At 52.5% G+C, this 24,737-nt stretch carries 24 protein-coding genes and 1 pseudogene; 19 read left to right on the top strand and 6 right to left on the bottom strand.

All coding sequences use genetic code 11. From position 1 onward, the window contains the following. Nucleotides 1–12 precede the first annotated feature (12 nt). Complete coding sequence (locus MHM84_RS20930; RefSeq protein WP_239268937.1) at nt 13–1,050, bottom strand: TRAP transporter substrate-binding protein; 1,038 nt, start codon at nt 1,048–1,050, stop codon at nt 13–15. A 578-nt stretch (nt 1,051–1,628) separates the two neighbouring features. Here MHM84_RS20930 and MHM84_RS20925 point away from each other — a divergent pair. The 4 genes and pseudogenes from MHM84_RS20925 to MHM84_RS20910 form a co-directional block, all read left to right on the top strand. Continuing rightward, nucleotides 1,629–1,913 (top strand): putative quinol monooxygenase, encoded by a 285-nt coding sequence (locus MHM84_RS20925; protein ID WP_239268935.1) that lies wholly within the window; start codon nt 1,629–1,631, stop codon nt 1,911–1,913. A 53-nt stretch (nt 1,914–1,966) separates the two neighbouring features. Next, complete coding sequence (locus MHM84_RS20920; protein ID WP_239268933.1) at nt 1,967–2,374, top strand: carboxymuconolactone decarboxylase family protein; 408 nt, start codon at nt 1,967–1,969, stop codon at nt 2,372–2,374. A gap of 94 nt (nt 2,375–2,468) precedes the next feature. Continuing rightward, entirely contained in the window at nt 2,469–3,266 is a 798-nt protein-coding gene (locus MHM84_RS20915; protein ID WP_239268931.1) for a hypothetical protein, read from the top strand. A 341-nt stretch (nt 3,267–3,607) separates the two neighbouring features. Next, nucleotides 3,608–3,817, top strand: a pseudogene (locus MHM84_RS20910) (transposase); the annotation flags it as partial. Here the strand turns inward: MHM84_RS20910 and MHM84_RS20905 are convergent. The 4 genes from MHM84_RS20905 to MHM84_RS20890 all read right to left on the bottom strand — a co-directional run bounded on the left by MHM84_RS20905 (nt 3,778) and on the right by MHM84_RS20890 (nt 5,829). Continuing rightward, nucleotides 3,778–4,149 (bottom strand): opioid growth factor receptor-related protein, encoded by a 372-nt coding sequence (locus MHM84_RS20905; RefSeq protein ID WP_239268929.1) that lies wholly within the window; start codon nt 4,147–4,149, stop codon nt 3,778–3,780. The pseudogene MHM84_RS20910 and the gene MHM84_RS20905 overlap by 40 nt on opposite strands. A gap of 110 nt (nt 4,150–4,259) precedes the next feature. Then, nucleotides 4,260–5,081 (bottom strand): HNH endonuclease signature motif containing protein, encoded by an 822-nt coding sequence (locus MHM84_RS20900; RefSeq protein WP_239268927.1) that lies wholly within the window; start codon nt 5,079–5,081, stop codon nt 4,260–4,262. Nucleotides 5,082–5,363: 282 nt separating this feature from the next. Continuing rightward, nucleotides 5,364–5,675: an addiction module antidote protein gene (locus MHM84_RS20895; RefSeq protein ID WP_239268925.1), complete on the bottom strand. Its 312-nt coding sequence runs from the start codon at nt 5,673–5,675 to the stop codon at nt 5,364–5,366. A gap of 4 nt (nt 5,676–5,679) precedes the next feature. Next, nucleotides 5,680–5,829, bottom strand: a complete 150-nt coding sequence (locus tag MHM84_RS20890; protein WP_239268923.1) for a hypothetical protein — start codon at nt 5,827–5,829, stop codon at nt 5,680–5,682. 36 nt (nt 5,830–5,865) lie between these two features. Between MHM84_RS20890 and MHM84_RS20885 the strand changes: the two genes are divergently transcribed. Next, nucleotides 5,866–6,840, top strand: a complete 975-nt coding sequence (locus MHM84_RS20885; protein WP_239268921.1) for an Rpn family recombination-promoting nuclease/putative transposase — start codon at nt 5,866–5,868, stop codon at nt 6,838–6,840. 1,161 nt (nt 6,841–8,001) lie between these two features. Continuing rightward, nucleotides 8,002–9,396: an N-acetylmuramoyl-L-alanine amidase gene (locus MHM84_RS20880; RefSeq protein ID WP_239268919.1), complete on the top strand. Its 1,395-nt coding sequence runs from the start codon at nt 8,002–8,004 to the stop codon at nt 9,394–9,396. Between the two features lie 227 nt (nt 9,397–9,623). On the opposite strand, the gene MHM84_RS20875 is transcribed toward MHM84_RS20880, so the two are convergent. Beyond that, a complete protein-coding gene (locus MHM84_RS20875; RefSeq protein WP_239268917.1) occupies nt 9,624–10,331 on the bottom strand; it encodes a transposase in 708 nt (235 codons plus the stop codon). A gap of 2,098 nt (nt 10,332–12,429) precedes the next feature. Between MHM84_RS20875 and MHM84_RS20870 the strand changes: the two genes are divergently transcribed. The 13 genes from MHM84_RS20870 to MHM84_RS20810 all read left to right on the top strand — a co-directional run bounded on the left by MHM84_RS20870 (nt 12,430) and on the right by MHM84_RS20810 (nt 24,383). Further along, nucleotides 12,430–13,536: an NAD/NADP-dependent octopine/nopaline dehydrogenase family protein gene (locus tag MHM84_RS20870; RefSeq protein ID WP_239268915.1), complete on the top strand. Its 1,107-nt coding sequence runs from the start codon at nt 12,430–12,432 to the stop codon at nt 13,534–13,536. Between the two features lie 28 nt (nt 13,537–13,564). After that, nucleotides 13,565–14,536 carry a 3-hydroxybutyryl-CoA dehydrogenase gene (locus MHM84_RS20865; protein WP_239268913.1) on the top strand — a complete coding sequence of 324 codons (972 nt, stop codon included), beginning with the start codon at nt 13,565–13,567 and terminating at the stop codon, nt 14,534–14,536. Between the two features lie 59 nt (nt 14,537–14,595). Continuing rightward, complete coding sequence (locus MHM84_RS20860; RefSeq protein ID WP_239268911.1) at nt 14,596–15,648, top strand: TRAP transporter substrate-binding protein; 1,053 nt, start codon at nt 14,596–14,598, stop codon at nt 15,646–15,648. A 703-nt stretch (nt 15,649–16,351) separates the two neighbouring features. Beyond that, nucleotides 16,352–17,464: an amidase gene (locus MHM84_RS20855; protein ID WP_239268909.1), complete on the top strand. Its 1,113-nt coding sequence runs from the start codon at nt 16,352–16,354 to the stop codon at nt 17,462–17,464. A gap of 32 nt (nt 17,465–17,496) precedes the next feature. Beyond that, nucleotides 17,497–18,642 carry an acyl-CoA dehydrogenase family protein gene (locus tag MHM84_RS20850; protein WP_239268907.1) on the top strand — a complete coding sequence of 382 codons (1,146 nt, stop codon included), beginning with the start codon at nt 17,497–17,499 and terminating at the stop codon, nt 18,640–18,642. A 33-nt stretch (nt 18,643–18,675) separates the two neighbouring features. Then, nucleotides 18,676–19,020 (top strand): IacB protein, encoded by a 345-nt coding sequence (locus MHM84_RS20845; protein WP_239268905.1) that lies wholly within the window; start codon nt 18,676–18,678, stop codon nt 19,018–19,020. A gap of 37 nt (nt 19,021–19,057) precedes the next feature. Next, nucleotides 19,058–20,332 carry an aromatic ring-hydroxylating dioxygenase subunit alpha gene (locus tag MHM84_RS20840; RefSeq protein ID WP_239268903.1) on the top strand — a complete coding sequence of 425 codons (1,275 nt, stop codon included), beginning with the start codon at nt 19,058–19,060 and terminating at the stop codon, nt 20,330–20,332. 5 nt (nt 20,333–20,337) lie between these two features. Beyond that, on the top strand, nt 20,338–20,823 hold the full coding sequence (locus MHM84_RS20835; protein ID WP_239268901.1) for an aromatic-ring-hydroxylating dioxygenase subunit beta: 486 nt from the start codon (nt 20,338–20,340) through the stop codon (nt 20,821–20,823). Next, on the top strand, nt 20,823–21,581 hold the full coding sequence (locus MHM84_RS20830; RefSeq protein WP_239268899.1) for an SDR family oxidoreductase: 759 nt from the start codon (nt 20,823–20,825) through the stop codon (nt 21,579–21,581). Before MHM84_RS20835 ends, MHM84_RS20830 begins: the two co-directional genes overlap by 1 nt. A 16-nt stretch (nt 21,582–21,597) precedes the next feature. Then, on the top strand, nt 21,598–22,554 hold the full coding sequence (locus tag MHM84_RS20825; protein ID WP_239268897.1) for a PDR/VanB family oxidoreductase: 957 nt from the start codon (nt 21,598–21,600) through the stop codon (nt 22,552–22,554). 12 nt (nt 22,555–22,566) lie between these two features. After that, nucleotides 22,567–22,758, top strand: a complete 192-nt coding sequence (locus MHM84_RS20820) for a 2-hydroxymuconate tautomerase (RefSeq protein ID WP_239268895.1) — start codon at nt 22,567–22,569, stop codon at nt 22,756–22,758. Between the two features lie 32 nt (nt 22,759–22,790). Continuing rightward, the gene (locus tag MHM84_RS20815; protein ID WP_239268893.1) at nt 22,791–23,720 is read left to right on the top strand and encodes a flavin reductase; all 930 of its coding nucleotides are present in this window, start codon (nt 22,791–22,793) and stop codon (nt 23,718–23,720) included. Between the two features lie 99 nt (nt 23,721–23,819). Next, nucleotides 23,820–24,383 (top strand): nuclear transport factor 2 family protein, encoded by a 564-nt coding sequence (locus MHM84_RS20810; protein ID WP_239268891.1) that lies wholly within the window; start codon nt 23,820–23,822, stop codon nt 24,381–24,383. Nucleotides 24,384–24,737 lie beyond the last annotated feature (354 nt).

Below are 24,737 nucleotides of genomic sequence, written 5' to 3'. Positions count from 1 at the left end.
AGTCTCGTTCGGTCAGGCTTCGCCGCGTGCTACCGCACGAATACGTTCAATCAGGTCTTTTCCGTAAGTTTCGTAGAAACTGGCCTCGTAAGCGCCCTCGGCTTTCTCAATGAAGGTATTGATGTCCTTGACTTTATTTATTTTCATGCCCTGTTCTATGAGTTTGCTGCGCAGCTCGCTTTCTTGGTCCTGTACATATTTGCGCTGGAGGTCCTTAGCCTGGGATGCAGCATCGATAATACATTTTTGTATGTCTTTATCTAACGACATGAACCTGTCATTGTTAATCACAACACCATTGCCTGCATAGACATGTTGTGTCTCTGATAGGTAGTCTTGAACTTCGTAAAGGTTTGCGTCCCAAATATTACCGTATGGGTTCTCCTGCGCATCTATTACACCCTGCTGTAATGCAGAAAAAACCTCACTAAAAGAAATAGTAGTTGGGTTAGCCCCTAGAGCTTCAAACGTTTCCACATAAACGTTTGACTCTGGTACTCGTATGCTTAGGTCTTTTAAATCGTTAGGTGTTTCGATAGGGCCGCGGTTGTTTGTAACGTTTCGAAAGCCATTTTCCCAATAAGAAATGAGGCGGAGCCCTGAGTCTTTTAAAGGCTCCGCCACCTCTTTGCCAATCTTGCTGTCTAGAGCGCGATAAGCTTGTTCGCGATCGGCGAAGAGATACGGTAGGTCAAAGACGCCCGTGGATCCTCCAAAGTTACCGAGCACAGAGAGTGATGAACTCGTCATATCTAAGACACCCTCCTGGACTAGCTCGATGCTTTCACGTTGCCCGCCCATAGTGCCTTGATGAATTACTACATTAAATTGGTTATCACATGAATCGTTAAGAATTTTGGCGAACTGATCAAAGCCATAATGGAAATGATGGCTTGGATTCGTTCCCACATGCGCAATACTTAGGTTAATCTTGTCCTGGGCAAAGGCAGAGGCACTCCCCCCGACAGTTAACATGCCCAAGATAGCAATGCTAAGGGGGCTGGAGGATACTTGGAAGCTTGCTTTGTTTTCTGCTGTAAAGAGCTGCATGCTTGTTCTCCGCTGTATTGTTTTTAAAGTTTTTTATCGAATTGGCTCATAGATCTTTATTGTGAGCACAACAAACTTATAGCACCTATACACCTATCACACCAGTTTCTACAACGTGACTTTAGTAGCAGTGGTTTCGCTAGCCTTATCAGACAGGCCTTCGCCACCCGGGGAGGACGTGTTACCACAGCTTTGTCCAGAGGTAGAGACCGAGCCGTCTCGTTTCATGAAGAAAGGAACAACATGCGGTATCCGCTTTATCGATCTCCTGAGGCACTACTGGACCAGTTATCGTTAGGCGAAACCGTAGGCCGCAGTCTCGCGGAGAATGCTCACAGGGCCGTCCTTGTAACGTGCGAGCGAGCAGCCACAAACAGTATCAGGGCGGGGGGCACTAAAGTATCTGAGCGACAGCGTAGGCAATCAGCGGCAGGAACCGGCCACCTGCGAGATGAAACATTCACGTTTATGTACTTTGCGTGGCGGCAAAAGCTGAGCCTCACACAATGACATGGAAAAATTTAGCTTCTTTTGGTAAGCTAGTTATACCAATTAGAATAATATAGATGGAGGTAGTTATGTTTATCGTTCTTGTTGAGGTTCGATCTCATTCAGGAGTAGGAGAAGATCTACGTAAATTACTGAAAATCCAGGCTGAAAGGAGCTTGGCATGCGAGAAAGGCTGCCTGCACTTCGATGTCTTAGTTGAGGGAGAGGACCATCAGAGCTTTCTTCTCTATGAAATTTACTCCACCAGAGAATCATTCAAAGCTCATCTTGAAGCGGAGCATACAAAACAATTTTTTCTGGATTCAGAAAATTTAATAGCTTCAAAGCAGGATCGCTTTCTGCTACCGGCGTAGTCATAGGCCATACTAGTTGTGCTCACGAGGAAAATAACCGAAAAGGTCAATTTATGAACAAAAATCTATACGACAAAGGCCTAAAAATCCGAAGCGCAGTGCTAGGCAAAGAGTACGTTGACCGATCTCTTGAGGAAGCAGATGATTTTTCTCGCCCGATACAGGAACTGGTGACTGAGTACTGCTGGGGAGAAATTTGGGGACGGGATGATATCTTATCACACAAGTCACGGAGCCTTATAAATTTGGCAATGCTCACAGCGCTTAACCGTCCGAGCGAAATAAGACTACACGTTAGAGGAGCTATAAATAACGGTGTGACCATGGAGGAAATACGCGAAGTATTCCTACAAACTGCTATCTACTGCGGTGTGCCTGCTGCGATTGATAGTTTTAAGATAGCCAAGGAAGTATTTGTAAAGGAAAACGTTGAATCTGGAGAGGATTTCGGAAGGAAGTAATGAGAGTTTTGTTAATCTCAGGGCTAGGGCAGAATTGGTCTGGCTGTAAAGATGATTTATAGAATTTGCTTTCTTGCTCTACAGGAGTTTGGATATGATACAAACTTTACCCGAAATCCCCGAGGATGAAGCTACTCACGAAGTTGCTGAACTTTATGAAGCAATAAGATTAGAAACCGGATCTCCTTTAGTAAATTACATATGGCGCCATTTGGCAACTATAGACGGTGCGGCTCACTGGGCCTGGGATTTCTTAAGTATAAACGACAGTTCCCTGCTTGAGCACGACATTGAAGAGCAAGCAAATTTAGCAGCAGTGATGACTGCCAAAGCCATGTCGTTGGATACTTCCCTAACTCTTAGCAATGATTCATGGGCGATTCTTAATGCCTACAATAGAAATAATGTAGCTAACCTTGCCCGTGTGCTGCTGTTAATGGAAGGGGTATGCGCGCTACCCGGATCGTATAAAACCTCTTACACTCCACCTGCGGTGAAGCTAAAGGAAAGAAAGCTAAGAAAGCTTCCATCTCTTCCTAGTTTTTCTGATGTTACACAGGCAGACCTTGAGCTAATCTTACGCTTGACACTAGCGGGGCCAGCATCTTGCAGTGGTATTGTTCCTAGCCTGTGGCGCCACCTCACGATCCAGAAAGGACTAATTTCTCAGCTCTGTTATCCTCTTGAAATGACACTTTCTTCTAGGGAGTTTCACAACAATTTTTCAAATCTACGCAATCAGGCAATCCGCGCTGCCGAAAGTCAGCCTATAGGAACCATTAGGCCGATTGACTTTAATCGAGAGACCGCTTTCGAAGGATTAGAACGCTTTTCGCATGTCATAGCCGAACTCACCATAGCTGGTCGGATTATTGAACATTGGGCGAGGTAATTGCTGGCGTGCTGGCTATACGTTCACTGCTTCAAGGTAACACGGACGACATACCTGATACGCTTCCCAGTGATATCGACTATTACGCCGCCTCGTTACTGCTGTTGAGCCGCCTCGCGGCCAACAAGTGAGTTATGATGATTCTTGAGTACGGGAGGAGGTAGGAAGGGCGACGTATCCTGTTGATTATTCACGACCAAGATCCAATCAGCATGAATGGATACGCCATGACCGAATTTACCCTCCGAGCCCTGTCACAGCCAGAGTCCGAGACCTCTGATCCGTTGCATGAGTTGTTGCGCCAAGGCCGTGGAGGTCGAGTTGGACACCTCCCTAGCCCAATATTCTCTACGGCCGCGATCACCACGATTGGGAATGCGATGGCCTTCAAATCCGGCAGGGCATTTGTCGCCTGGCTGGGACTGATAGCGTGACAGACCGGCACCGGCGGTCGAGTGAGACTGCAGGGCAACAGCAAGCGCGGGGATACCTATCTGCGTACGCTATTGTTTCATGGTACTCGCTCGGTGCTCATGAACGGCAAGGAGCCACTTAAATAGCGATGAACTTGGACCGGCGCCGTTTCGTCAACGTGACGGTGGTTGTCAATGGCCAATAAGACGGCACGTACGCTGTGGGCGCGCATGTTGAGACTTGGCAGTGGCTCGGCGGCCTCTGCGCTCCGGATCATCCCTAAGAAGGCCAGCATCACATCCAATGACTTGCGCTTACGCTCGCGCAGTTCATCAGAAGCGGCGAAGCTGGCACGCTCTTCCTCGCCCAGCAAGGGAGCAAAGCCATTGAAGGGTCCCGCCTCGGGAATCGGAAACAGCCATTGAAAATAGTCGTGGTATGCTCCAGCCAGAAGGGCGGCATGGTCCAAATAGCCTCAATGGTGCGATGACAATGGTCGGTTGCTTCCCCCAAGTTAAGTGGAGTCAGCGGACTGGATGAGGACATGTGTTTTTCCTTTCTGGCACTATGCTGGACGATCTAGGCAATCGTTTTCAGGTGTGCAAGCAGCTGCTGGCGGATGGAATCTTGCGTAGCGCCATGGTGGGCCTCACGATGATGGTTCGGGCACAGGGCCACGACGTTATCCGGTTTATCAGGACCGCCTTCTGAGAGCGGAATCACATGGTGGGTCTCGAGAAAGATTTGGCCAGTAGGCGTGTTAAGGCCGGGAGACTTGCAGTACTCGCAGTATCCGTTTGCTCGCTCCAACACTTGCCGTCGAACCTTTGAGCAGCGTTCAGTCACTTCGGTCGTCACCGTCTTTTTCTTCGGAGACTCGAATCCTTCTGCCCAGGCGGTGAACTGATCGATGAAAACGGGCTGGGGCTTTCCACGGGCCAGCGTACAGTGTCCCGTCAGCGTATCGTATGATTCAACGCTCCACTCGACAGAGTCGAGCAGCCGGTGCTTGACTTGAGATGTGTTGCCTGACGCTTTCTTTCGTGCACCAGCGTTGATAATGACTCGGATAGGAAGGTGAGCCATCTTGGCCTGGCGGAGGGCGAGGTCCATTTGCTGGGCGCGAGCCACCCTGACGCATGTGTCTTGTCGGGCCGTCTCTCTCGGATTCAACGCACACCGGACGACACCCTCTGTTTCCTCCATCTCCTGATGCCAGAGGTTGAGCACGACGACATCGTCGCGAACAAAAGACCAGTTGTAGCAATACTTGGGATTGGACGCTGCGCTACTGGAGTTTCCCTTGGTGGTTTCCCAGTGGCTGACATCAATGCCTGCGTCGCGCACTAGGTCATACAATCGCTGCCGCCGGGTTGGCTTGATCTCATCGAGAATTGTCATGGCTAGCCTAACGTATTGGATTACTTATATATCGTCATGAGTATGCCCATGCGACCGCGGGGCGTGCATTAGTGGGGCAGATTGGCTGGGTGCGTCCGTTCGGAATGTGGGGATAAATGCTGCTGAATGCGGAGCGAGGGAGGCATCAATGCCCGTGGAACGCCTGCCAACGACCGGGACGTGTACGTGCGGGGAGATCGTCAGGGCAGGGCGGATCACAAAGGCCACTCCGAGTGGAGCGGCCTCTATATATCTGTCAACGCTGTGGCGGGCTTCAGCGGTTCAGCTGTGAGCGTCCGGCCGCGACAGGGGTTCAATCGTCAGGCGTAGCCCCAGGGCATTGGCGACCTTGCTGATGGTGGAAAAGGCCGGGTTGCCCTCGCCGGACAGCGCCTTGTAGAGCCCCTCACGACTCATGCCCACCTCCTTGGCGAGCTGGCTCATGTTGCGTGCGCGGGCAACATCGCCCAGGGCAGCAGCGAGGAGCGCGGAGTCGTTTTCCTCCATCACCGCCTCGAGGTAGGCGGCAATGTTTTCCTCGGTCTGTAGATAGTCAGCGGTATCGTAATGGCTGAACGTCACAGGATGGGTCATCGGGTCACTCCTTCCATTGCGCGGCAATGGCCTTGGCCTGGTCGATGTCGCGGGCCTGGGGGGCCTTGTCACCTGAGCGCGGTCGCTGAGCAATCGAACCAAAGACCTGATCGAAAGGGGCCATGGCCTGGCTGACGACTAAAAGAAGCGGCATGATATCCTGACTGCCTCCAATCGTCAGGGGCGCCACATGGTCAGTAACCACCACGATACCGGCTACAAGGAGCTGTTCAGCTACCCCGAGTTCGTTCAGCAGCTAATCGAAGGTTTTGCGCCACCCGATATCGCCGGACTGATGGACTTCTCGACGCTCAAGAATCATAGCGGCCACTACATTACCCCGCTGTTCGAGGAGAAGATCGAGGACGTGGTGTGGTCGGTAGAAGTGACTTGGGAAGGTGTGACCCAGCGGGTATTTCTGTACATCCTGCTGGAATTCCAATCCTCGGTGGATCGTACCATGCCGATTCGGCTGATGCACTATGTTGCCTGTTTCTACAACGAATTGCTCAAGCAGAAGGTCATCACCCCCGGCCAAGGCCTGCCGCCGGTGTTTTCGGTGGTACTCTACAACGGCTCGAAGCCTTGGACGGCCCCGCTGGATATCTATGAGATGGTACAGCCGGAACTGCCAGGCTTCCTGCAGGTCTATCAGCCACATCTGCGCTACTACCTGGTCGATGAAGGGCGTTATACTGATGCGGACTTGGGCTTGCGCCAGACCCCGCTGAGCGGCGTGTTCAGCGTCGAGAACGCTGGTGAGAGTTGGGAAGCCCTGCAGCTCGCCGTGGACCGCGTGGTGGCGATCATCCAGGCTGATCCGAACAAGGAGCGCACCGACCGGATCATCACGCGGTGGCTCAAGCGCCATTTGAATCGGCTGGGGGCCGGGGTCAACCTGGAACGGCTCGAAAGCCTGGTGGAGGACAAAGATATGTTGGCAGAGAATTTAGAGAATCTGGTCAAGAAAGAACGGTTGGAAGGCCGTCAGGAAGGTCGTCAGGAAGAGGCACAACGGATTCTGCGCAAACAGATCAACCTCAAGTTCAGTGACCTGCCTGAGTGGGCTGAGCAGCGCTTGGAGCAAGCGACCCCCGAGCAGCTGGAAGACTGGTCAGCTGCAATCCTGACCGCCAACTCCCTCGATGAGCTGTTCATGCACTGACGCTTGACGAGCCAACCGGGTGAGAGCGAGAGCGGGCGAATCATGACGGTTTCCTGCACACTTAAACGGCTGTATCGGGTCGGCTCGCGATCTCAGCTCCGCGGAATCCATAAATCATGGTCTTCGGGCTGGCGCCAGCGGGGCAGCAGGCTTCAAGTTGCGTCGTGGAACTTCTGCACTTGCCCTTGGATTTGGTCATTGCTGTAGCGGACCCCCGACCCCCGACCCCCGACCCCCGACCCCCGGGGAAACTGCGCCGTTAATCTATACACGAGGTCTCTAAAGACACTGATAACTGGCCATTCAAGAAAAGTGCGCCGCAGGGTCCATAGAAAAGTCGGCGAATTGCCCTGCGTAATCCATAGAAAGGATGGGGCAGCGATACTGCGCCAGCCATTGCCGAGCTAGTGGTAGCCTCGGGGCATCACATTGCCGAAATCGACGATGAGGAGGGCCCATCCCTTCCCTTGGCCAGTGGTATTGCTCGGGATATCCAAGCTCAGGAAGGGCTGACCGATGCCACATTGCTCCCGGGCGCCCTCGATTTTCTGGATAAGTGTGCAGCAGGCAAGGTCTTCAAGCAGTACCTGATAGAACGTGGCGCTCCTGCCTGACAGTGTAATCAGCTATCCAGTGTATACAGACGGCGGAGCGCTACAAGACGAGGAATCACTCTGGGCAGCATCGGACGATTCAGGCCTGCGACCTAGTAGTAATTTTTGGGGAGAGGCTATAGAACATCAAGCAGCAGGGGGCATGTTGTTGCTTATGCTGGGGTGGTGGTAAGAATTCCAAGCGGCGCAAGATACTTTACAGACACATTTGAGCTTGTCCTAGTTGGTTGGCATGGCACTTTTGACCCGCCTTGCGGAATGGATGGCGAATCGATGTTATAAGGCGCATTGCTCACAGTATCTCCTAGCAATGGGGCTCAGCCTATGACCTTCAACCGCGAGTTAAAGTGCTTTTCAAAACCTTGAAAGCAGCTCAGCCATTCTGCTTTCTCATTTCTGTCCTGGCTAGCATTGGCCCTACGGCGTCGGTTCCCAGCGATAACGTCACCTAAAATGGTATTCTGTTTAGTACATCGATATTGCCGCCGAGCGATGCGAAACAAACAGATAGCGACCGACGCAGGGCGCTCAGCAGGGAACCTTCACCATGCGCTTAAGGCCGATTATTATCGCCTTACTGGCTCTGGCCACCTTTTCCTCAGCCACTCATGCTGCGGGCATCGCCCAGGCACGAGCATGGACTGACGCTGGCAAGACGAGGCTGGTGCTGGAGCTGACGGGGCCGGTAACGCCAACCCTCTTCGAGCTGTCGAATCCTCGCCGGCTGGTAGTGGACTTGCCCGGGGCGACTGCTGTTCAAGGCCTGACCGACCGCCTTGACCTGTCGCGCTCTCCGATCACTGCTGTTCGCTCTGGTGAGCACCGCGACATGACCCGTCTGGTGCTGGATCTCAACGGACCTGTGCGGCATAAGCATTTCCTGCTGGCGCCTCACCAGGGGCAACCCGATCGGCTGGTGATCGACCTATCATTTTCCGATCCAGGAAATGCAGGCAATACCACCAAAGCGGCCTCTCTATTGCCGAGCGCTCCCGCAGCAACGGGACGTGACATCATCGTTGTGGTCGATGCCGGGCATGGTGGCAAGGACCCAGGCGCAATCGGGGCCAAGGGCACCTATGAGAAGGATATCGTGCTGGCGATCGCCAAGCGAGTGGATAGGCTTCTGGACGAGACGCCAGGCTTCGAGGGCGAGCTGACACGCAAGGATGATACCTTCCTCAGCCTGCGCGACCGGACCCGGCTCGCTCGGGATCTTTCCGCTGATTTCTTCGTGTCGGTGCATGCCGATGCGGCTAAGCGCCATAGCGCCCAGGGCAGCTCGATCTACGCCTTGTCGACCTCAGGCGCCAGCTCGGAAACGGCACGGTGGCTGACGCGGCAGGAAAGTTCGTTACTTGGCGGAGAGGATGAGCATATTGCCTTGGCGGAAGCCGACCCCATGTTGCGCTCGGTCCTGCTCGATCTGGCGATGGGTGTCACGCTCAACGACTCGATTTCTGCCGGTGACCGAATGCTGGCGGCCGTGGGCAAGGTCAATCGCTTGCACAAGCCGCGTGTCGAGCAGGCGGGGTTCGTGGTGCTCAAGTCCCCCGATATTCCCTCGCTGCTGGTCGAAACGGGGTTTATCACCAATGCCGACGAAGAGCGCCGGCTGAAGGACCCTGCCCATCAGGCGAAGCTCGCGGAGGCTATTCGGGACGGCCTCATCGCTCACTTCGACAGACACGCGCCAGCCGGCACATGGCTCGCCCAACAGGCCAGGGCAGGCGGTTTGCCAGTCGTCGCGCCAGCAACCGTGGCAGCAGCGGCGAAGGCCCCTGCACGTTACGAGATTCAGCAGGGCGATACCCTGGCCACAATCAGTGAGGCTCTCGGCATCCCGCTGGAGATTCTCCAGGCGAAGAACCCAGTCGAGTCGCTGCCCCTGCAGGCTGGCGCGACACTCAGTCTTCCCGGCACAGCCACCCCGGGTACATAACGATTTGACCGGCATCTTTCGGCCTTTTCCTCGGGTTGGATAGGATGGCTGTATTCAACCAATGTCGGAAGGTTTGCCGAGATGACACCCATGACCTCAAGCCGTACCAATACCTTCTATCCTTATCCTCAGGACTTTTTCAGTATCGATCCGCAGCCGGAGGCGTTCACCGTCGACATGGTTGAGAATTACAGCTTCCTGCCAATCGGATTGACGTCCTCTCCGCCCTAAAGGACGGAGATTCCAACTGCTTGAGGGCAACGTCCTGCCCCGAGACTGAGGATATTCCGGGCTGCGTTCACGTCCCGGTCGTGGAGTGCACCACACTCCGCGCATTCCCAGCCTCTTACTCGTAGCCCATTTACGCCCTGTGGCCCGCTAAGCGAGCCGCACGACGAACAGGTACGGCTGGTGTAGGCCTCGCGAACCTCTCGAAAGACGATGCCTGCGTGATCGCACTTGCATTCCAGCATCGTCTTGAGTTGGCCCCAGCCAGCGTCCAGCACCGACTTGGCCATGCGGGGCTTCGCGAGTTTCGTGGGGCTGGCATCGCCCACATAGATTTCGCCGTGCTGATTCACCAGCCGACGAGAGAATTTGTGCAGTGCGTCCTTGCGCCGATTCTTGATCTTGGCGTGGATCGCCTTCCCCCGGCGCTTGTTGCGAGCCCTCTGGGCGGTGGCCAGCTTGTCTACGAGATTGTGGTAGAAGCGACCATTCTCCAGCTTCTCACCGTTGGAGCAGGTCGCCACGTCCTTCAGGCCCAAGTCGATACCGATTGCGCCTTGGCCAGCGGACGGCTGGGCCTCCACCTCCACCGCTACGTTGATGTACCACCGACCCCGAGCATCCTCGTTGAAGCTGGCCGACCGGAACTTGTATTGGCTCAGTCCGCGGCTGCCCCAGACCTTGAAGTAGCTGCCGTTGTGGAACACTTGCCCGTTCTTTCACTTGGCGGCACCTGTGTTAACCGGAATCCAGCCAAGGGAACGGCGCGCGCCCCGAGATTTCCGCCATGCCAGGCGCGACTTTTTGAACTGCTTGCGGCGGGTGGCGTATTCCTTGCCTACGCATTGCACCGTGTGGCTGTGCAGGCCTAGATCCTTGGCAACACCATTGGTGTATTTCTGGATGTCGTAGGCCGAGAGGAAACCCCGCGCTCCCGGATCGATCGAGAGCTCAGCTCGTTGATGTAGTTCCAGACGAAGTTCACGCTGCGCGCCATACGGTTAAGTTGGGCGACGTGCTTGTCCTTTACTCGAACTTTAAGAGTCTTTGTCTGTTTCATGGCTTCGAGTATGCTTGGTCTATGGATACTAGACAACCTTATAGAACCGGCAGGCACTGCGTTTTCATGCTCCACGTGCACTTGGTGTTTGTTACCAAGTACAGAGGCAGGATCTTCAGTGCGATCTCCGTGGTTCGCCAATACATCGAGCAGCAGAGCCGCTCACATTGAAGGGCGCTTCGTGCCCCGCGCTATCCTTCCCGCACTAAAAGTGCGAGGCATGTCGCGCTTCCCGATCACGGAAATCACCCGCGATGGCATCGGCATCGTGGCAGTGCATTGAGTCTCTGCTCCGATGAGCCCAGGGTCTTCGTGGTTCGTCATGCTGGCGCTGCGGGGCTGGTCGAGTTGCGGGGCGACGGCGCCGACCATGATTCGGCAAGGGGTTTGCCAGCGGTTGTGGTGCGTCATGCCATCCTCATGAGCGCATCTTGCTAAGCTGCCTGCACGGCAGTGAACCGCTCACCGACGCGCGGCATCACCAGCTTGGATTTCTAAGCTGCCTGCACGGGCCTCTCAAGGCCGTCGATAAACATAGGGTAACGGGGCGGCACCGCTTTAACAAAGCAGTCTGTCGGTAAATAATTGCGGCCGCGACTGGTCCCGCATCAAGCGAAAGCTTGATAGGACGAAAAATTAGGCATAACCTTACTCATGCCGACACGCTGGTCCCAAGGACCATGCGGGGCTGCCACCAATAGCCCTGCACGCAGAACCGCCTAACCAGGGCGGTTTTATCGTTTCAGACCCACCGCACCACCTGATATTTCCGCATGCCCGGCCCGCCGCCGGCACCTTCACAGGTCATTGCCGACGTTCATAGGTCAAGCGCGTGCTGGCGCACTTCTACGAGAGTGACAACCGTTATCCCGGGCCCTCCAATCTCCCCACAACGGTGGCGACCAAACGAGCCTGACTGGATCAACCATCCCAGTGAAACCCGGCATATTCTGGCCGTGGCCTGCGATGTCTGGTTCTCCCAGTGCAACAGTGCGCCAGGCACGGCACCTCTGACGTTTCAGGCCGTGATCAAGCTATGGACACAGGCTATGCCCGTGACCGTGAATCTCCTCGAGATTGACCGGCGAATTACCCTCAATCCGATGGGCAATTATGATCTTGTTGTGGTGGAAGAAGCTCAGGACGCCAGCGTAGCCGCTTTCAGATGGTCACCCAGCCAGCCATGGTGCCCGTTTGCCCTCTTCGCGGGTGGGCGCCCAGGAATTCTCTTCCTGCTCCTCGAAGCGAGAAGGGAGGAGAGGAGTCAAGGCTTGGCTTCTTTATAAATGCGCCACGACCACGCACGCCGCCCTCTAAGAGATAGAGCGATCGACGGAGTATGCCGCGATATTACTCCGACGCTACGTTATCAACCCCAAGACCGTACGAAGGTGGTGCAGCCGGGATGCAGTCGAGAATACCCGTACAGATCCAAGGCGCCTCGTTCCACGTCGCTGGCTGCGTCTGCCGTCACTTTCCGGCAGGAGATCCAGTTACCCTCGTTGAATGTCTTCATGCACTTCAGCAAAAACTGACGGAGTAAACTTAGTGGGAATCCGATATTTCCGGTGGACCAAGTTGCCTAGAGCAGGGCCAGAGACCCTAGGCGAAACCAGACATCAGATTTAGGAAGTGGAGTCAAGTAGCTTGCGCATTTTGAATGAAGGCTTCGTTTGAGTGATAGCAACCCGGTGCAGCTGAATGCTATTTTGATCGTAAGATTGCCAAGACGAACTGGAGTAAAAATGAAGATTAGTGTGATCGGTGGTGGCCATGGTTGTTATGCCGCAGCGGTAGAAATGGTAGAGAAGGGAGCAGAAGTAGTCCTATGGAGGCGAGATGCTTCAGCAATCAGTGAGTTGGCCGAGCTAGGAAATATTAATGTAAAAGATGCAAAAGGGGAGCGACATATTGCTATTGGCGAAGGCCAAGGGAAGTTAGCATTGTCAAACAGTCTAGAAGACGCAGTTGCCCATGCTGAATTGATAATTATACCTCTACCTTCCACTTCACACGAGAGCCTAGCTAAAGACTTATCGCCATTGTTTAAAGATGGGCAAGTAGTGTTCTTGCCGCCTGGTACCTTTGGCTGCTATGTCTTTCATAAAGCTATGCGTGATTCTGGTAATCAGAGCAAGGTAGCGTTTTGCGAGACAGGAACTCTACCATACTTAGCCCGTAAGCATGGGCCGAATAAAGTTGTTATCAGTGTCTATGCTACACGCCTACCCACCGGAGTATTTCCAAAGGAGCTAACGGACCAAGCAATCAACATTCTGCAAGAAGCCTATCCGAGCGTTGAGCCGATCGAAGATGGATTGAGTGCAGCACTGATGAATGCCGGCCCTGTCATTCATCCTCCGCTGATTATGATGAATGCTGGTCCGCTTGAGCATTTTGAATCATGGGATATACATAATGAGGGAACACAGCGCTCGATTCGTAGTGTGACAACCGCTTTGGATAATGAACGTATCGCAGTTCGTAAAGCTCTGGGTTATGGTCCTTCGCATTTCCCTCTAAAAAATCATTATGCAGAAGAGGGGGAGGAATGGATGTACGGGCGAGGTGCTCATGGAAAGCTTACTGATAGTGGCGACTGGCGGGAAAAAATTGACTTATTAACCCATAGATACATGCTGGAAGATACGCGGTTAGGGCTATCCTTCATAGTTTCGGTTGGGCGCTGGGCTGGACAGCCAACTCCAGTGGCTGAGGGCTTGCTGAGTATGGCATCTGCTATTACAGGGCGTGATCTGTATGCTGAGGGACGGACGCTAGATAATTTGGGCCTAGCCAAACTTTCCCGAGATCAAATGCAAAATCTATTATTTTATGGAGCCAGTGCATGAATATGCTGACCTCTGCATAGGAGTAAATATGAATAAGCGAATTGCAATTTTAGGCTCTGGTCGCATGGGGGAAGGCATTGCCCTCTCTTTTATATTATCCGGACAAGACGTTGTAATGTTCGATTTTAAGTCACGAGGGGAGGAGGAGCGAGATACGTATTATTTGGAGATTAAAAATCGACTATTAGCAGAGTTGCGCTATCTTGAAAGCAGGTCTAATATCCGAGAAGGGATGAGCAATGAAATAGTTTCTCGGTTGCAGATAGTTGACGCCAATATAGTAAATGGACGATATAATGATATTAAGCTGGCTTTCGAGGCAGTGCCAGAAGTTAAAGAAATTAAGCGAAAATGCTTAGCTTGGGCTAGCGAACACTTCTATTCAGATGTAGTCATTGCATCGACCACGTCGACCTTTCTGGTAACAGAGTTATCAGAGATGGTGAGTTACCCTGAACGCTTTATGAACGCGCATTGGCTCAATCCAGCCTATCTAATGCCCTTGGTTGAGGTAAGCAAGGGTGAAAATACTCAGCAGCATTTTATAGACTTTCTATTCAAATTTCTCCAAGAAATAGGAAAAGTTCCGGTTCTTTGTAACGCCTCGCCGGGCTATATTGTGCCTCGGCTACAAGTGCTAATCATGAATGAAGCGGCACGCATGGTAGAAGAGGGCGTGGCCAGCGCTGAGGACATTGATACTGCGACACGTATCGGTTTTGGATTAAGGTATTCAGTACTAGGTGTTCTAGAATTTATAGACTGGGGCGGTGGAGATACTCTTTATTATGCATCCGACTATCTCAGCGAGATGCTAGGCGAGCGATTTAAGGCGCCTGATGTAGTCCAAGAAAACATGAGGCTGCAGAAAAGAGGGTTTCGAGATGGTCGCGGTTTTTTTGAGTATAAAGGAATCGATTTGGAAGAGCATAGGAAGCGGCGCTCCGATGCGTTTATCGAGAGGTTGAGGATATCACGGCTCATGCCAGCTACTTTATAGTTTGGTCTGAGAGTACAGAAAAAGATCTATATTAAAAAATATTTGGTTTAGGAGAATCCATGAATAATACAATAGGATTATCTGTTATCGTTGCAAGTTTGTCTCTTTTATCTAGCTTCAGTGGGGAGAAAAATGAGGCGTGGGCGCAAGAGAAAGTGCCGGTAGAGCCTATTACCTTAAGCTACGCTTTTTTTGCACCGGCTGATAGCTTTCCTGCGGTGCAGATGAAGCGCTGGGCTAACGAAGTTAATAAGCGCACTGAGGGGCGCGTGGAGGTAGCGCTGTTTCCAGGTGGTTCATTGCTGACGGCTCAGAATATGTACGATGGTGTGCTGAGTGGTGTTGCAGATATAGGATTATCAGCGACATCCTATGAGCCTGGACGATTCCCACTTTTCAACTTGGCTGGTAACCTGACGGGCCAGGGAGTCAACTCAACAGTTGCAAGTCAGGTAGCCTTTCGCTTGACCCAAGAGTTTGAGGATGAAATGCCTGGCTTCGAAGGCTTTAAGGTAGTTACAGCATTTACCTCGGAACCTGCCTATATACAGACTCTCGATCCAGTGCGCACCACTAAGGATCTAGAAGGACTCGATATTCGTATCTCTGGTGGTAATTCTCGTGCGCTTGAGGCTCTGGGGGCGTCAGCTGTTGGTATGTCACAAGCAGAAACAAGCGAGGCACTACAGTCGGGAGTGATTGATGGGTATGCAGCGTCTCGTGAGGTATTGATGGATATGCAGTTCGCTCGCATGATCGGATACGTAACTGACTACCCTCTAACTAATACCCTTTTTGCGGCTCTTATGACCCGTGAAAAATGGGAGAGCCTACCCGAAGATGTACAGGAGGTTATCAACGATTTAGGGCCTCAAATGGCTTCCTTCACTGGAGAATACCTTGATGAGCACATTAGCAAATCAATGGAATGGGCTCAAGAAGAAGAGGGAGTTGAGATTATAAATCTGAGTAATAAAGAGCAAGAGCAATGGGATGAAAAGCTCGCCACGGTCAATGGGGCTATACTCAGTGAGGCAGAAAATAAAGGGCTACCTGCCAAGAGGTTTGCCGAGCGTATGTATGAAATGATAAAAGAATATCAGACTCCTTAGAGGCAGTTAATGTTAGAGTAATGAGTAAATCAAAATTATCATTGGCTAGGTATCAGCGCCGTTCTTAAACGGCGCGTCTCTCTCCATTATGGTATCTACCACTTTGTATACTAATAAAGAGGTTATGTGTGAGCGGATGGGGGTTGGTCGGCATGATGAACCCTTTGGTGGTTGTAAAGTAGCCGTTGATGGCCAATTGGAGCCGATCAGTAAGAGAGCGGGTGCAAGCTGGTGAACCCCAGTAAACGAAGTGACGCTCTGTACATTCGGTTACAAATGATAGGACGAAAGTCTAATGGCGGGGATAGCGGTTAGTAAGTAAATTTACTTGAAAATTCCTGTAAAATAAGTCAGGTTATTACCACTGACCAACTGCAGCGAAGCTTGGGATTGCAAGAGGGTTGGCAGCGCTTTATACACATTGTTGAAATTTCATGTGATATTTCATCAATATGCTATGGTGAAGCTGACGCGAACGGTAGTTACGCCATCCGTAGGCGTCACGCTTTCAGAGCTTAAAGGCTCGGGTCCGAATGCTGCAGCGTGTGATCTTCGCGGCAAGGGCCATTCCGGGTCGCCATGTTTGGGCCACCTGCTGCTGTCCCTGAGATCACTTAGTTCTGCTTCAAAAACAAACCCGCATAAAACCTAGTGCGAGCAGGTAATTGAAGTTTCATGTGAAAAGTCTACTAAGGATCTAGGTATGGCCTACCTCACCGAAAACATTGACATCGGCTCAGGCTCCCTGCGGGTCGTGGTGAAGGACTGCATAGATATCGCTGGCTATCCGACTCGTGCTGGATCAGCGGCTCTAGCAGAGGCACTACCAGCCGCGCGTCATGCTGCCATCGTCGAACAAGCACTGACAGCCGGCTACCGTTTAGTTGGCAAGGCCAATATGCATGAGCTGGCCTTTGGCATGACTGGCCTCAATACTTGGACGGGTACACCTGACAATCCATGCTTTCCCGAGCTGATAACGGGTGGCTCCTCGAGTGGTTCGGCGGCAGCAGTGGCAGCCGGACTGGCTGAAATCGGTATAGGCACAGATACAGGTGGCTCAATTCGTGTGCCAGCGGCTTGCTGCGGTGTCTATGGACTCAAGCCTAGCTTTGGACGTCTCGATCGGCGTGGTGTTATGCCGGCCGTCAGCAGTCTCGATTGCGTGGGACCAATCGCCGCCGATCTGGATAAATTAGTGGCCTTCATGGCTGCAGTCGATCCCTCATTCGTACTAAGTGAGTCCCAGAATGTGCCCCGTGTAGCATGGCTGGAAGTTGATGCCGATCCAGCGGTACTTGCCGCAGTTGAGGAACAGCTCGTCACCACGAAAATGGCTATGACGAGAAGCATCCTGCCGCTAATGAATGATGCCTATTCAGCGGCTATGGCGGTGATCAGTCGTGAAACCTATTTGGCCTGCGAAACATGGCTCGATAGTGGCCGTCTCGGTAAAGATGTTGAACGACGGCTTCGTGCCGCAGGGAGCATTGGGGAAGCCGAATTACACGATGCTGAAGCAGTACGCAAGGCATTCTCGGCCGAAGTGGATCGCTTGCTCGAAAGGCATGATGTCCTGGTGTTACCGACCTTACCGCATTTTCCAATGACTCGAGCCGCAGCCGAAGCAGGGCAGCAGGACCTGACTATTTCAATGTTTACTCGGCCCTTCAATCTTTCGGGACATCCCGCACTGACACTACCGCTCTCGCCACAGCAAGGAAACCCGGTGGGTCTACAGCTTGTCGGGCGGAGAGGTGATGACGCTGAGGTCTGCCGAGTTGCGTACTTTCTGGCGAATCGGAACACAGCTTGAGTGCCTGACAAAATAATAGGAGCAACGATTATATGCATAGCCTGATCGATAAATCTCTATGGGGCGGCGAAGAGCGCTTCGATGCGCTACTCCAAGCCATACGACAGCGCCGTGAGGAGTTCGAGGCCCAGCGCTGTATCTCAGATGACATCATTGATGAATTCAAGGCCATTGGGGTTTATCGCGCCATGGTGCCGTCCTGCTATGGTGGTGACGAGAGATCCCCCGCTGAGTTCTTGAAGATGGTAGAAGCGATCTCGGCGGCAGATGGCTCCGCTGGCTGGGTTGCTAGTTTCGGCATGAACCCGGCCTACCTGGCCGCGCTCCCCAAAGCGACTACCGAAGAAATCTGGCGGGATTCTCCTGACATTGTTTTTGCAGGTGGTATCTTTCCACCTCAAACCGCAGACCGGGTCGATAAGGGCTTTCGTATCTCTGGCCGGTGGAAATTCGCCAGCGGTTGCATGGGTGCCTCGCTATGCGGCGTAGGGATCCTGCCCGATGAGGAAGGGGCCTTGCCGCGAATGGCAGTGCTACCCCGTGAGCAGGTCGAGATTGATCCGACCTGGAATATGATGGGCATGGTAGGTACGGGTAGCCATGACCTAGTGATAAAGGATGCCTATGTACCGGAGGAATGGACATTCGTTCGTGGAGGGCAGTCCAATATTGACTCCCCCTTCTTTCGCTATCCTTCGATTTCTTTCGCTACGCAGGTATTAGCGGTAACCACACTGGGGTTAGCTCGGGAAGCACTAGATATTGTGCGTGCTACTGCTGCCGGACGTAAATCGGTTACCGGAGCACCGTTGCTTGGTGAGCGAGAATATGCCCAGATTGTTTTAGCAAAGGCCGAGGCCAGGGTACGTGCAGCTCGCGCCTTCTTCTTTGATAGTACCGAGGCGGTATGGGCTACTATTCTGACTGGCGAAGAACCCAGCCGTGAACAGATCAACTTGCTGCGCCTCTCTAGTACTCATCTTACCCATGAATGTGCCGAAGCCATTCGCAACATCTATCAAGTTAGTGGCATGAGCGGTGCCGATAACAATCACCCTCTGTCACGAATTGTGCGTGACTCCATGTTGGTTACACAGCACGCCTTCATGGGAGAGATTACCTGGAAGAATGCTGGCGCCATGTTCTTTGGGCATGATCCTCTCCCCGGCTATCTATAATTCAGCCTTTCATTTTGATTAAAGGACTTAAATATGCATCGCGTACTTTTCTGCATCGGCATCAACCAGAACTTCATGAATGCTACTGCTGATGAAGGTAAGCAAGTCTGGCAAGCATTCAGCCAGATGATGCAAGGCATCGATGAATTGCCCGGCGTCAACATCCTGGGAATCATGGATGATGACCGCATCATGGTCGGTCCATCTACCACAGCACCCTGGACTGCTTACATCATGGCTGACGTACCTGACTACGATACTGTCGTGGCGGCCTGCAACTTCTTCCGTTCCACCCCAGTGGGTGATGGTACTTATAAGCTGTGGAAATACGCACGTGTCGAGGCCCGCATCGGCCGGGAGCTGGTGGTACCTGAATAAAAACAGCATCCGCTGGCCAAGGCATGAGGAGAACGAGATGAACCAATTAATTAACGTCAAAAATATTACCCTCGATCCAGACAGACTGGTGAGCAAAGAAACGGTTGCGACTCCGCTATACACCAGCCCGGAGCTGTTCGAGAAAGAGCAGGAAAAGATTTTTCGCAGGACTTGGGTCTGGGTAGCGCATGAAAGTGAGATACCGGATAAAGGATCCTTCAAGCTATCCAAAGTGGGCCTTGAACCGGTCATCGTGGTGCGTGACCGCAAGGCTAACATACATGTAATGGTCAACCGCTGTCGCCATCGGGCTGCGACGGTGTGCGAGATTCATAAGGGTAAGACCTCGTCCTTCCAGTGCCCGTATCACGGTTGGGGCTACGGGCTCGATGGTAGCTTACGCGCCCTGCCTCATCCTGAGCAGTATGGGGATGATTTCGACAAGTCCCAGCACGGGTTGCTCAAGCTGCGCACGGAAAGTTACCAAGGCATGGTCTTCGCTACCTTCAATGAAGACATTGAGCCGCTTGAGGATTTTCTCGGCGCTGCCAAGAAGTGGATCGACCTATTCATGAAACAGGGCGGTGGTTTCCCGGTGAAGACACTTGGTGAACATCAGTTCGCGGTGCCGATGAACTGGAAAGTTCAGCTTGAGAACACCACTGACGCTTATCACTTTCCGGTTGTCCATAAATCTTTCCTACAGTCCCTTGATGACGAGGCAGAGGAGACTTTCACGTTCCTCGATGGGGAGGGTTTCGTCGAGGATTTGGGTAACGGCCACTCCGTCATGGTCATGATTCCCGAGCTGGTTGACCTTGAGGAAGACCTAGACCGTAAGATACCCGAGCGTTTCGAGGAGTTGGCTCAGGAACTGCGTGACGAAGGCTACCCCAAAGAGCAGGTACGACGGATTGTGCGTGCGGTGGGGGGATCAGGCTTCAACCTCAACCTCTTCCCGAACGTAGCGTGCTCAATGGCCTTTTTCCGGGTGCTAACACCCGCTGCGGTCGATAAGACAGAGATCCGACATATCGCTCTGGGCATGGAGGGCGGGCCCGAAGCCGCCAACCGCATGCGTCTACGCCTGCATGAGCATTTTCAAGGTCCCATGGGCTTCGGCTCCCCCGACGATGCCGAGGTTTGGGAGCGTATTCAACGGGGCACTGACGGTGGGCCAGAGCTGCCCATCCTAGTCAATCGAGGTTTGGGGCAGGAGGTGCCTGGTGAAGCCGGCCCACGAGGACATGTTTCGGATGAAACAGGGATGCGCGCGGCCTATGCCATGTGGAAAAGAATGATGCAGGAGTGAGCGATATGAATAAGACCGATACAGGCAGCCTGCTATGGCATGTAACACAATTCATCTGGAACGAAGCTGCAATTTTAGATGCGAGGGAGTACGACGCTTGGCTCGATCTCTGGCAGCCGGAGGGTATATATATCCTTCCCATTGAAGATGCTGAAGACTACGCGGAGGTGCTGAACCTCTGTTACGACGATGACAAGATGCGTCGTGACCGGATCAAGCGATTCCAAGAAGGGTTCTCCATCTCATCAGCACCGCCGGCGATTACCGTACGTACCTTGTCGCGGTTCGTTATCGACGCGGTCGATGGCGATACTGTCATCGTTTCGTGCGGGCAGCATCTGGTTGAAGACAAATTTGGGCGCCAGAGACTTTGGGCGTCAAATGTTCGTTACACCCTTAAGTCCACCGACTCCAGCTTCAAAATTCAGGAGAAGGTGGTTCGTCTACTCAATTCAGATGGAGTGCTGAATTCGTTCAGCTATTTATTCTGATGTCTGCACCACTCCCTGACAAAATTCAAACTGCAGTCGTTACCGGTGGGGCGCGTGGCCTCGGGGTTCACATCGTGCGTGCACTCCACTCCGCAGGCTTCCGTGTGGTCATTAGCGATATTGATCCTGAGCCTGCCGAAAAACTGGCTTCAGAACTTGACCTCTCAGGAGAAACTGCAGTCACGGCCACCCTGGATGTGGCTAATCCTGACGATTTCCAACAAGTACTAGATAGGGTAGTTGAACGCTGGGGGAGCTGCGAGGTGCTGGTCAATAACGCTGCACGTACCGCGGCTCAGGGTCTGTTTGATATCGACCCCAGTTTCTTCAATGAGATTATGGCTATCAATGCCGGTGGCGTCTTCGCGGGTTGCCAAACATTTGGACGCCATTTCAAGGAACGCGGCTACGGTCGGATGGTGAACCTAGCCTCCCTGGCTGGGCAGAATGGTGGCACGGCTACCGGGGCCCACTATGCGGCCTCAAAGGGTGCAATTCTTACCCTGACCAAGATATTCGCCCGTGATCTCGCAGCCGATGGGGTGACTTGCAATGCTATCGCTCCAGGTCCGCTGGACACACCCATGGTACGCAGTGTGCTCGGAGATAACCTTGAAAAGGCACTGAGTAATATTCCGGTCGGTCAACTGGGAGCTCCTGAACTGGTGGCACAGATGGTGGCTTTTCTGGCAAGCCCTCAGGCTGCCTTCGTCAACGGTGCTTGCTGGGATGCCAATGGCGGCATCTATATGCGCTGAGTACCTGGAGATGATCATGCAAGATAAAACTCTGACCTTGAAGGTCGTGCGGCGCGAAGCCCACACCAATGAAATCGCGGTAATCGAGCTGGGTGATCCCGAAGGCGTCGAACTTCCCGCCTTCGAGGCGGGAGCACACATCGATATGCATCTTGGCGAGGGGCTGGTGCGCCAGTACTCGCTAAGCAATGCGCCTGGTAAATGTCATCGCTACCGTTTGGGTGTATTACTCGACCCCGCCTCGCGAGGTGGATCTCGTGCAGTTCATGAGCGTCTACACGAGGGAGTAGAGATCGAAGTTGGGGCACCACGTAACCACTTTCCTCTCGCTGAGTCAGCAAGTTATAGCCTGCTAGTCGGCGGTGGCATCGGCATTACGCCAATGATTGCCATGGCTTATGCACTGCAGGCTTCGGGGTGCTCCTTTGAGTTGCACTATTGTTGCCGCTCTCGTGATAAGGCAGCGTTCGTCGATGAACTGGAAAGTCAGTTTGGTGAGGCACTGGTACTGCATTTTGATGATGGCCCTACCTCTCAGATATTAGATCCAGAATCCTTATTTGCCGCCCAACCCTCAGATGCACATCTTTACGTATGCGGCCCCGCAGGCTTCATGGACTGGGTTATTGGCTCAGCTGACAAAGTAGGATGGCCAAAGTCACGGGTACACTCCGAGTACTTCACAGCTGAAGTGGATACCAGCGGTGTTGCCTTTGAGGTAGAGGCGGCAGTAAGCGGTGTCGTCGTTCAAGTAGAAGAAGGAATGTCAATTGCACAGGCGCTTAAAACCGCCGGCGTTAAAGTAAATGTCTCTTGTGAGGAAGGTGTATGCGGAACTTGTATATGCGATGTACTGGAGGGGATACCCGACCATCGCGATCAGTTCTTAAGCGATGAGGAAAAAGAAGACAACGACCAAATCGCTGTGTGCTGTTCGCGAGCGAAAAGCTCACGTTTGGTTATCGACATCTAAGAGGTAGCTACCTTGCCCACTGTTCATGTTTACATGATGTCGGGACGCACTCAAACTCAGAAAGAGTCATTGATCCACGAGGTGACCGAAGCTGTTGTGAGTGCCCTAGACGCACCGAAAGAAAACGTTCGTGTAATTATTAGTGAAATACCTAAGAGCGAATACGGCATTGGCGGTGTTACAGGTGAAAAGCTCGGCCGTTAATTTTTAAACTACATTTGCCGGAGGCGAATAAGATGAGTATAGATACAAAAGAATTCCGGCGGGCACTGGGAAAATTCGCGACAGGTGTGACGGTCATCACAGCTCGCGATGAAGCTGGAGTGCACTACGGAGTTACCGCTAGCAGTTTCAATTCAGTATCTATGGATCCACCCCTTATTCTTTGGAGTATCGATAAGGGCGCTTATAGTCTAGAGGCCTACCGAAAAGCCGAATACTTTATAGTTAACGTGCTGGGTACCGGACAAGTAGATATATCCAACCGCTTCGCGCGCAAAGGTGAAGATAAGTTCGCCAGCACTGAATGGAGCGAAGGAATTGGCGGTACAGCAAAAATTGATGGGGCAAATGCCCAGTTCGAGTGCCGCACCTGGAACGTTTACGAAGGTGGAGACCACCTTATCATCATAGGCGAAGTACTAGACTTTAGCTTACGTGATGGAAATAACGCTCTGGTTTTCTACAATGGCCGCTATGCAGTGCCTGAGCCACACCCCATTATGCTTCCCGTCGATGAAGAGGTTGCTACAGATGGCCGTTTGGGAAAACATCTTCTCTACTTGCTGCGGCAAGCTTTATCAGCCTATTGTAACGACTTCTATCCACGCTTGAGCAGCTTGGGGGTTAATGACAAAGATTGGAGGATTCTAACTTTACTTGCGGATCGCGGCCCTCTGAACTGTGAGGTTCTTGCTCGCCGTGTCGCTCAGCCTATGGAGCATTTTGAAGATACGTTGAGTGGGCTTTGCGAGCGGGGTCTAGTACGGATCAAACCAACTAAAGAAGCCGAGCTCAGCGACGAAGGGCAGGCTTTATCACAACGGCTACTGGCCATGGCAGATGATTATGAAAGCCGCCTGTTAAATTGGCTGGAGCCAGATGAGATGGACACAGTGAAGGCTGGGCTGACCAGTGTTATTGAGCACCTAAAAGGCCGTGTTTGAGAAAAGATGTATGCATTCATATCTTTTCTTATCCTTGAAAATAATTAGCAGAAAATTCAAGGAGAAGAATGGAAAGATAGCCATAAGGGGAGAAATTAAATGAAGGAAATCTCTATTGCGGATCTTAATTCTCTTATCAAGCGCATTGAAGTGCTTGAGGCAGAAGCGGAAATTCGACGTATACAGGCACACTATATGTTCTTGTGTGATACTCCGCTTCCTAAGCCAGGACTGAAAAGCGATGCTGAGCGGATTGACTGCATCATGGATCTATATACTGAGGATGCCATTTGGGAGGGAGTCGGCTCCTACTATGATAACCAATTTGGTCGCTTGGAAGGGGCAGTAGCTATACGACATCATTTCGAAAAGTTTTGGGGGGAAAAACAGGATCCCGAATTACTTTTCAATGTGCATTACTTGACATCCGAACAGATTCATGTAAATGGTGATATCGCAGAAGGGCAGTGGATACATTGCCAGCCGTGGATATTTTCAGATGGTAAATCGCTGCTGCGCTCATCGCGCTTGAATAATGCATTTCGCAAGGAGCCGGATGGACGCTGGAAAATAACCAGAACGCGCACTGAAAATGTATTCGTGGCCCCGTTGAAAAAAGGATGGGCTGAATCATTTCCAGATAAGTCGGTTTTAATGGAATAAGTTGACAAGATTCCAAAGTGGTGTGGCTGTCCATGACAGGGTGCGCACCGTCTTAGCCCTGCACAATGGCAGCCGTTACTTGCGACAAGAACCAGCCCAAGAGTACCGACTAGAACATGGCGCTTATGATCATCCTCGCCGTTCTGACTCACCCTGGTGGGCGGGTAGGGCCGTGCGCTCACATCGGCTGTCTATCCTCGTCCAGGCGCCTGCGTGCTGTCAATTCGATGTGACCTGCCACGAGATTTTTCCTCCATCGTCGATTAGAGTCCGACCTAACCGGAGGACGGACGATGAAACGAGCGAGATTCACGGAAGAGCAGATCATCGGCATTCTGGCCGAGCATGAAGCGG

The organism is Halomonas sp. McH1-25, assembly GCF_022348165.1.
GTDB lineage: Bacteria > Pseudomonadota > Gammaproteobacteria > Pseudomonadales > Halomonadaceae > Modicisalibacter.
This window is presented reverse-complemented; position numbering and strand designations above follow the sequence as displayed.

Coding starts and splice junctions, on each gene's coding strand:
- MHM84_RS20925 (WP_239268935.1), top strand. CDS start 1,629: ATGTTTATCGTTCTTGTTGAGGTTCGATCTCATTCAGGAGTAGGAGAA.
- MHM84_RS20830 (WP_239268899.1), top strand. CDS start 20,823: ATGTCTGCACCACTCCCTGACAAAATTCAAACTGCAGTCGTTACCGGT.
- MHM84_RS20895 (WP_239268925.1), bottom strand. CDS start 5,675: ATGACCCATCCTGTGACGTTCAGCCATTACGATACCGCTGACTATCTA.
- MHM84_RS20880 (WP_239268919.1), top strand. CDS start 8,002: ATGCGCTTAAGGCCGATTATTATCGCCTTACTGGCTCTGGCCACCTTT.
- MHM84_RS20815 (WP_239268893.1), top strand. CDS start 22,791: ATGAGTATAGATACAAAAGAATTCCGGCGGGCACTGGGAAAATTCGCG.
- MHM84_RS20920 (WP_239268933.1), top strand. CDS start 1,967: ATGAACAAAAATCTATACGACAAAGGCCTAAAAATCCGAAGCGCAGTG.
- MHM84_RS20865 (WP_239268913.1), top strand. CDS start 13,565: ATGAATAAGCGAATTGCAATTTTAGGCTCTGGTCGCATGGGGGAAGGC.
- MHM84_RS20855 (WP_239268909.1), top strand. CDS start 16,352: ATGGCCTACCTCACCGAAAACATTGACATCGGCTCAGGCTCCCTGCGG.
- MHM84_RS20900 (WP_239268927.1), bottom strand. CDS start 5,081: ATGACAATTCTCGATGAGATCAAGCCAACCCGGCGGCAGCGATTGTAT.
- MHM84_RS20825 (WP_239268897.1), top strand. CDS start 21,598: ATGCAAGATAAAACTCTGACCTTGAAGGTCGTGCGGCGCGAAGCCCAC.
- MHM84_RS20890 (WP_239268923.1), bottom strand. CDS start 5,829: ATGCCGCTTCTTTTAGTCGTCAGCCAGGCCATGGCCCCTTTCGATCAG.
- MHM84_RS20885 (WP_239268921.1), top strand. CDS start 5,866: ATGGTCAGTAACCACCACGATACCGGCTACAAGGAGCTGTTCAGCTAC.
- MHM84_RS20835 (WP_239268901.1), top strand. CDS start 20,338: ATGAATAAGACCGATACAGGCAGCCTGCTATGGCATGTAACACAATTC.
- MHM84_RS20860 (WP_239268911.1), top strand. CDS start 14,596: ATGAATAATACAATAGGATTATCTGTTATCGTTGCAAGTTTGTCTCTT.
- MHM84_RS20840 (WP_239268903.1), top strand. CDS start 19,058: ATGAACCAATTAATTAACGTCAAAAATATTACCCTCGATCCAGACAGA.
- MHM84_RS20845 (WP_239268905.1), top strand. CDS start 18,676: ATGCATCGCGTACTTTTCTGCATCGGCATCAACCAGAACTTCATGAAT.
- MHM84_RS20850 (WP_239268907.1), top strand. CDS start 17,497: ATGCATAGCCTGATCGATAAATCTCTATGGGGCGGCGAAGAGCGCTTC.
- MHM84_RS20870 (WP_239268915.1), top strand. CDS start 12,430: ATGAAGATTAGTGTGATCGGTGGTGGCCATGGTTGTTATGCCGCAGCG.
- MHM84_RS20915 (WP_239268931.1), top strand. CDS start 2,469: ATGATACAAACTTTACCCGAAATCCCCGAGGATGAAGCTACTCACGAA.
- MHM84_RS20930 (WP_239268937.1), bottom strand. CDS start 1,050: ATGCAGCTCTTTACAGCAGAAAACAAAGCAAGCTTCCAAGTATCCTCC.
- MHM84_RS20810 (WP_239268891.1), top strand. CDS start 23,820: ATGAAGGAAATCTCTATTGCGGATCTTAATTCTCTTATCAAGCGCATT.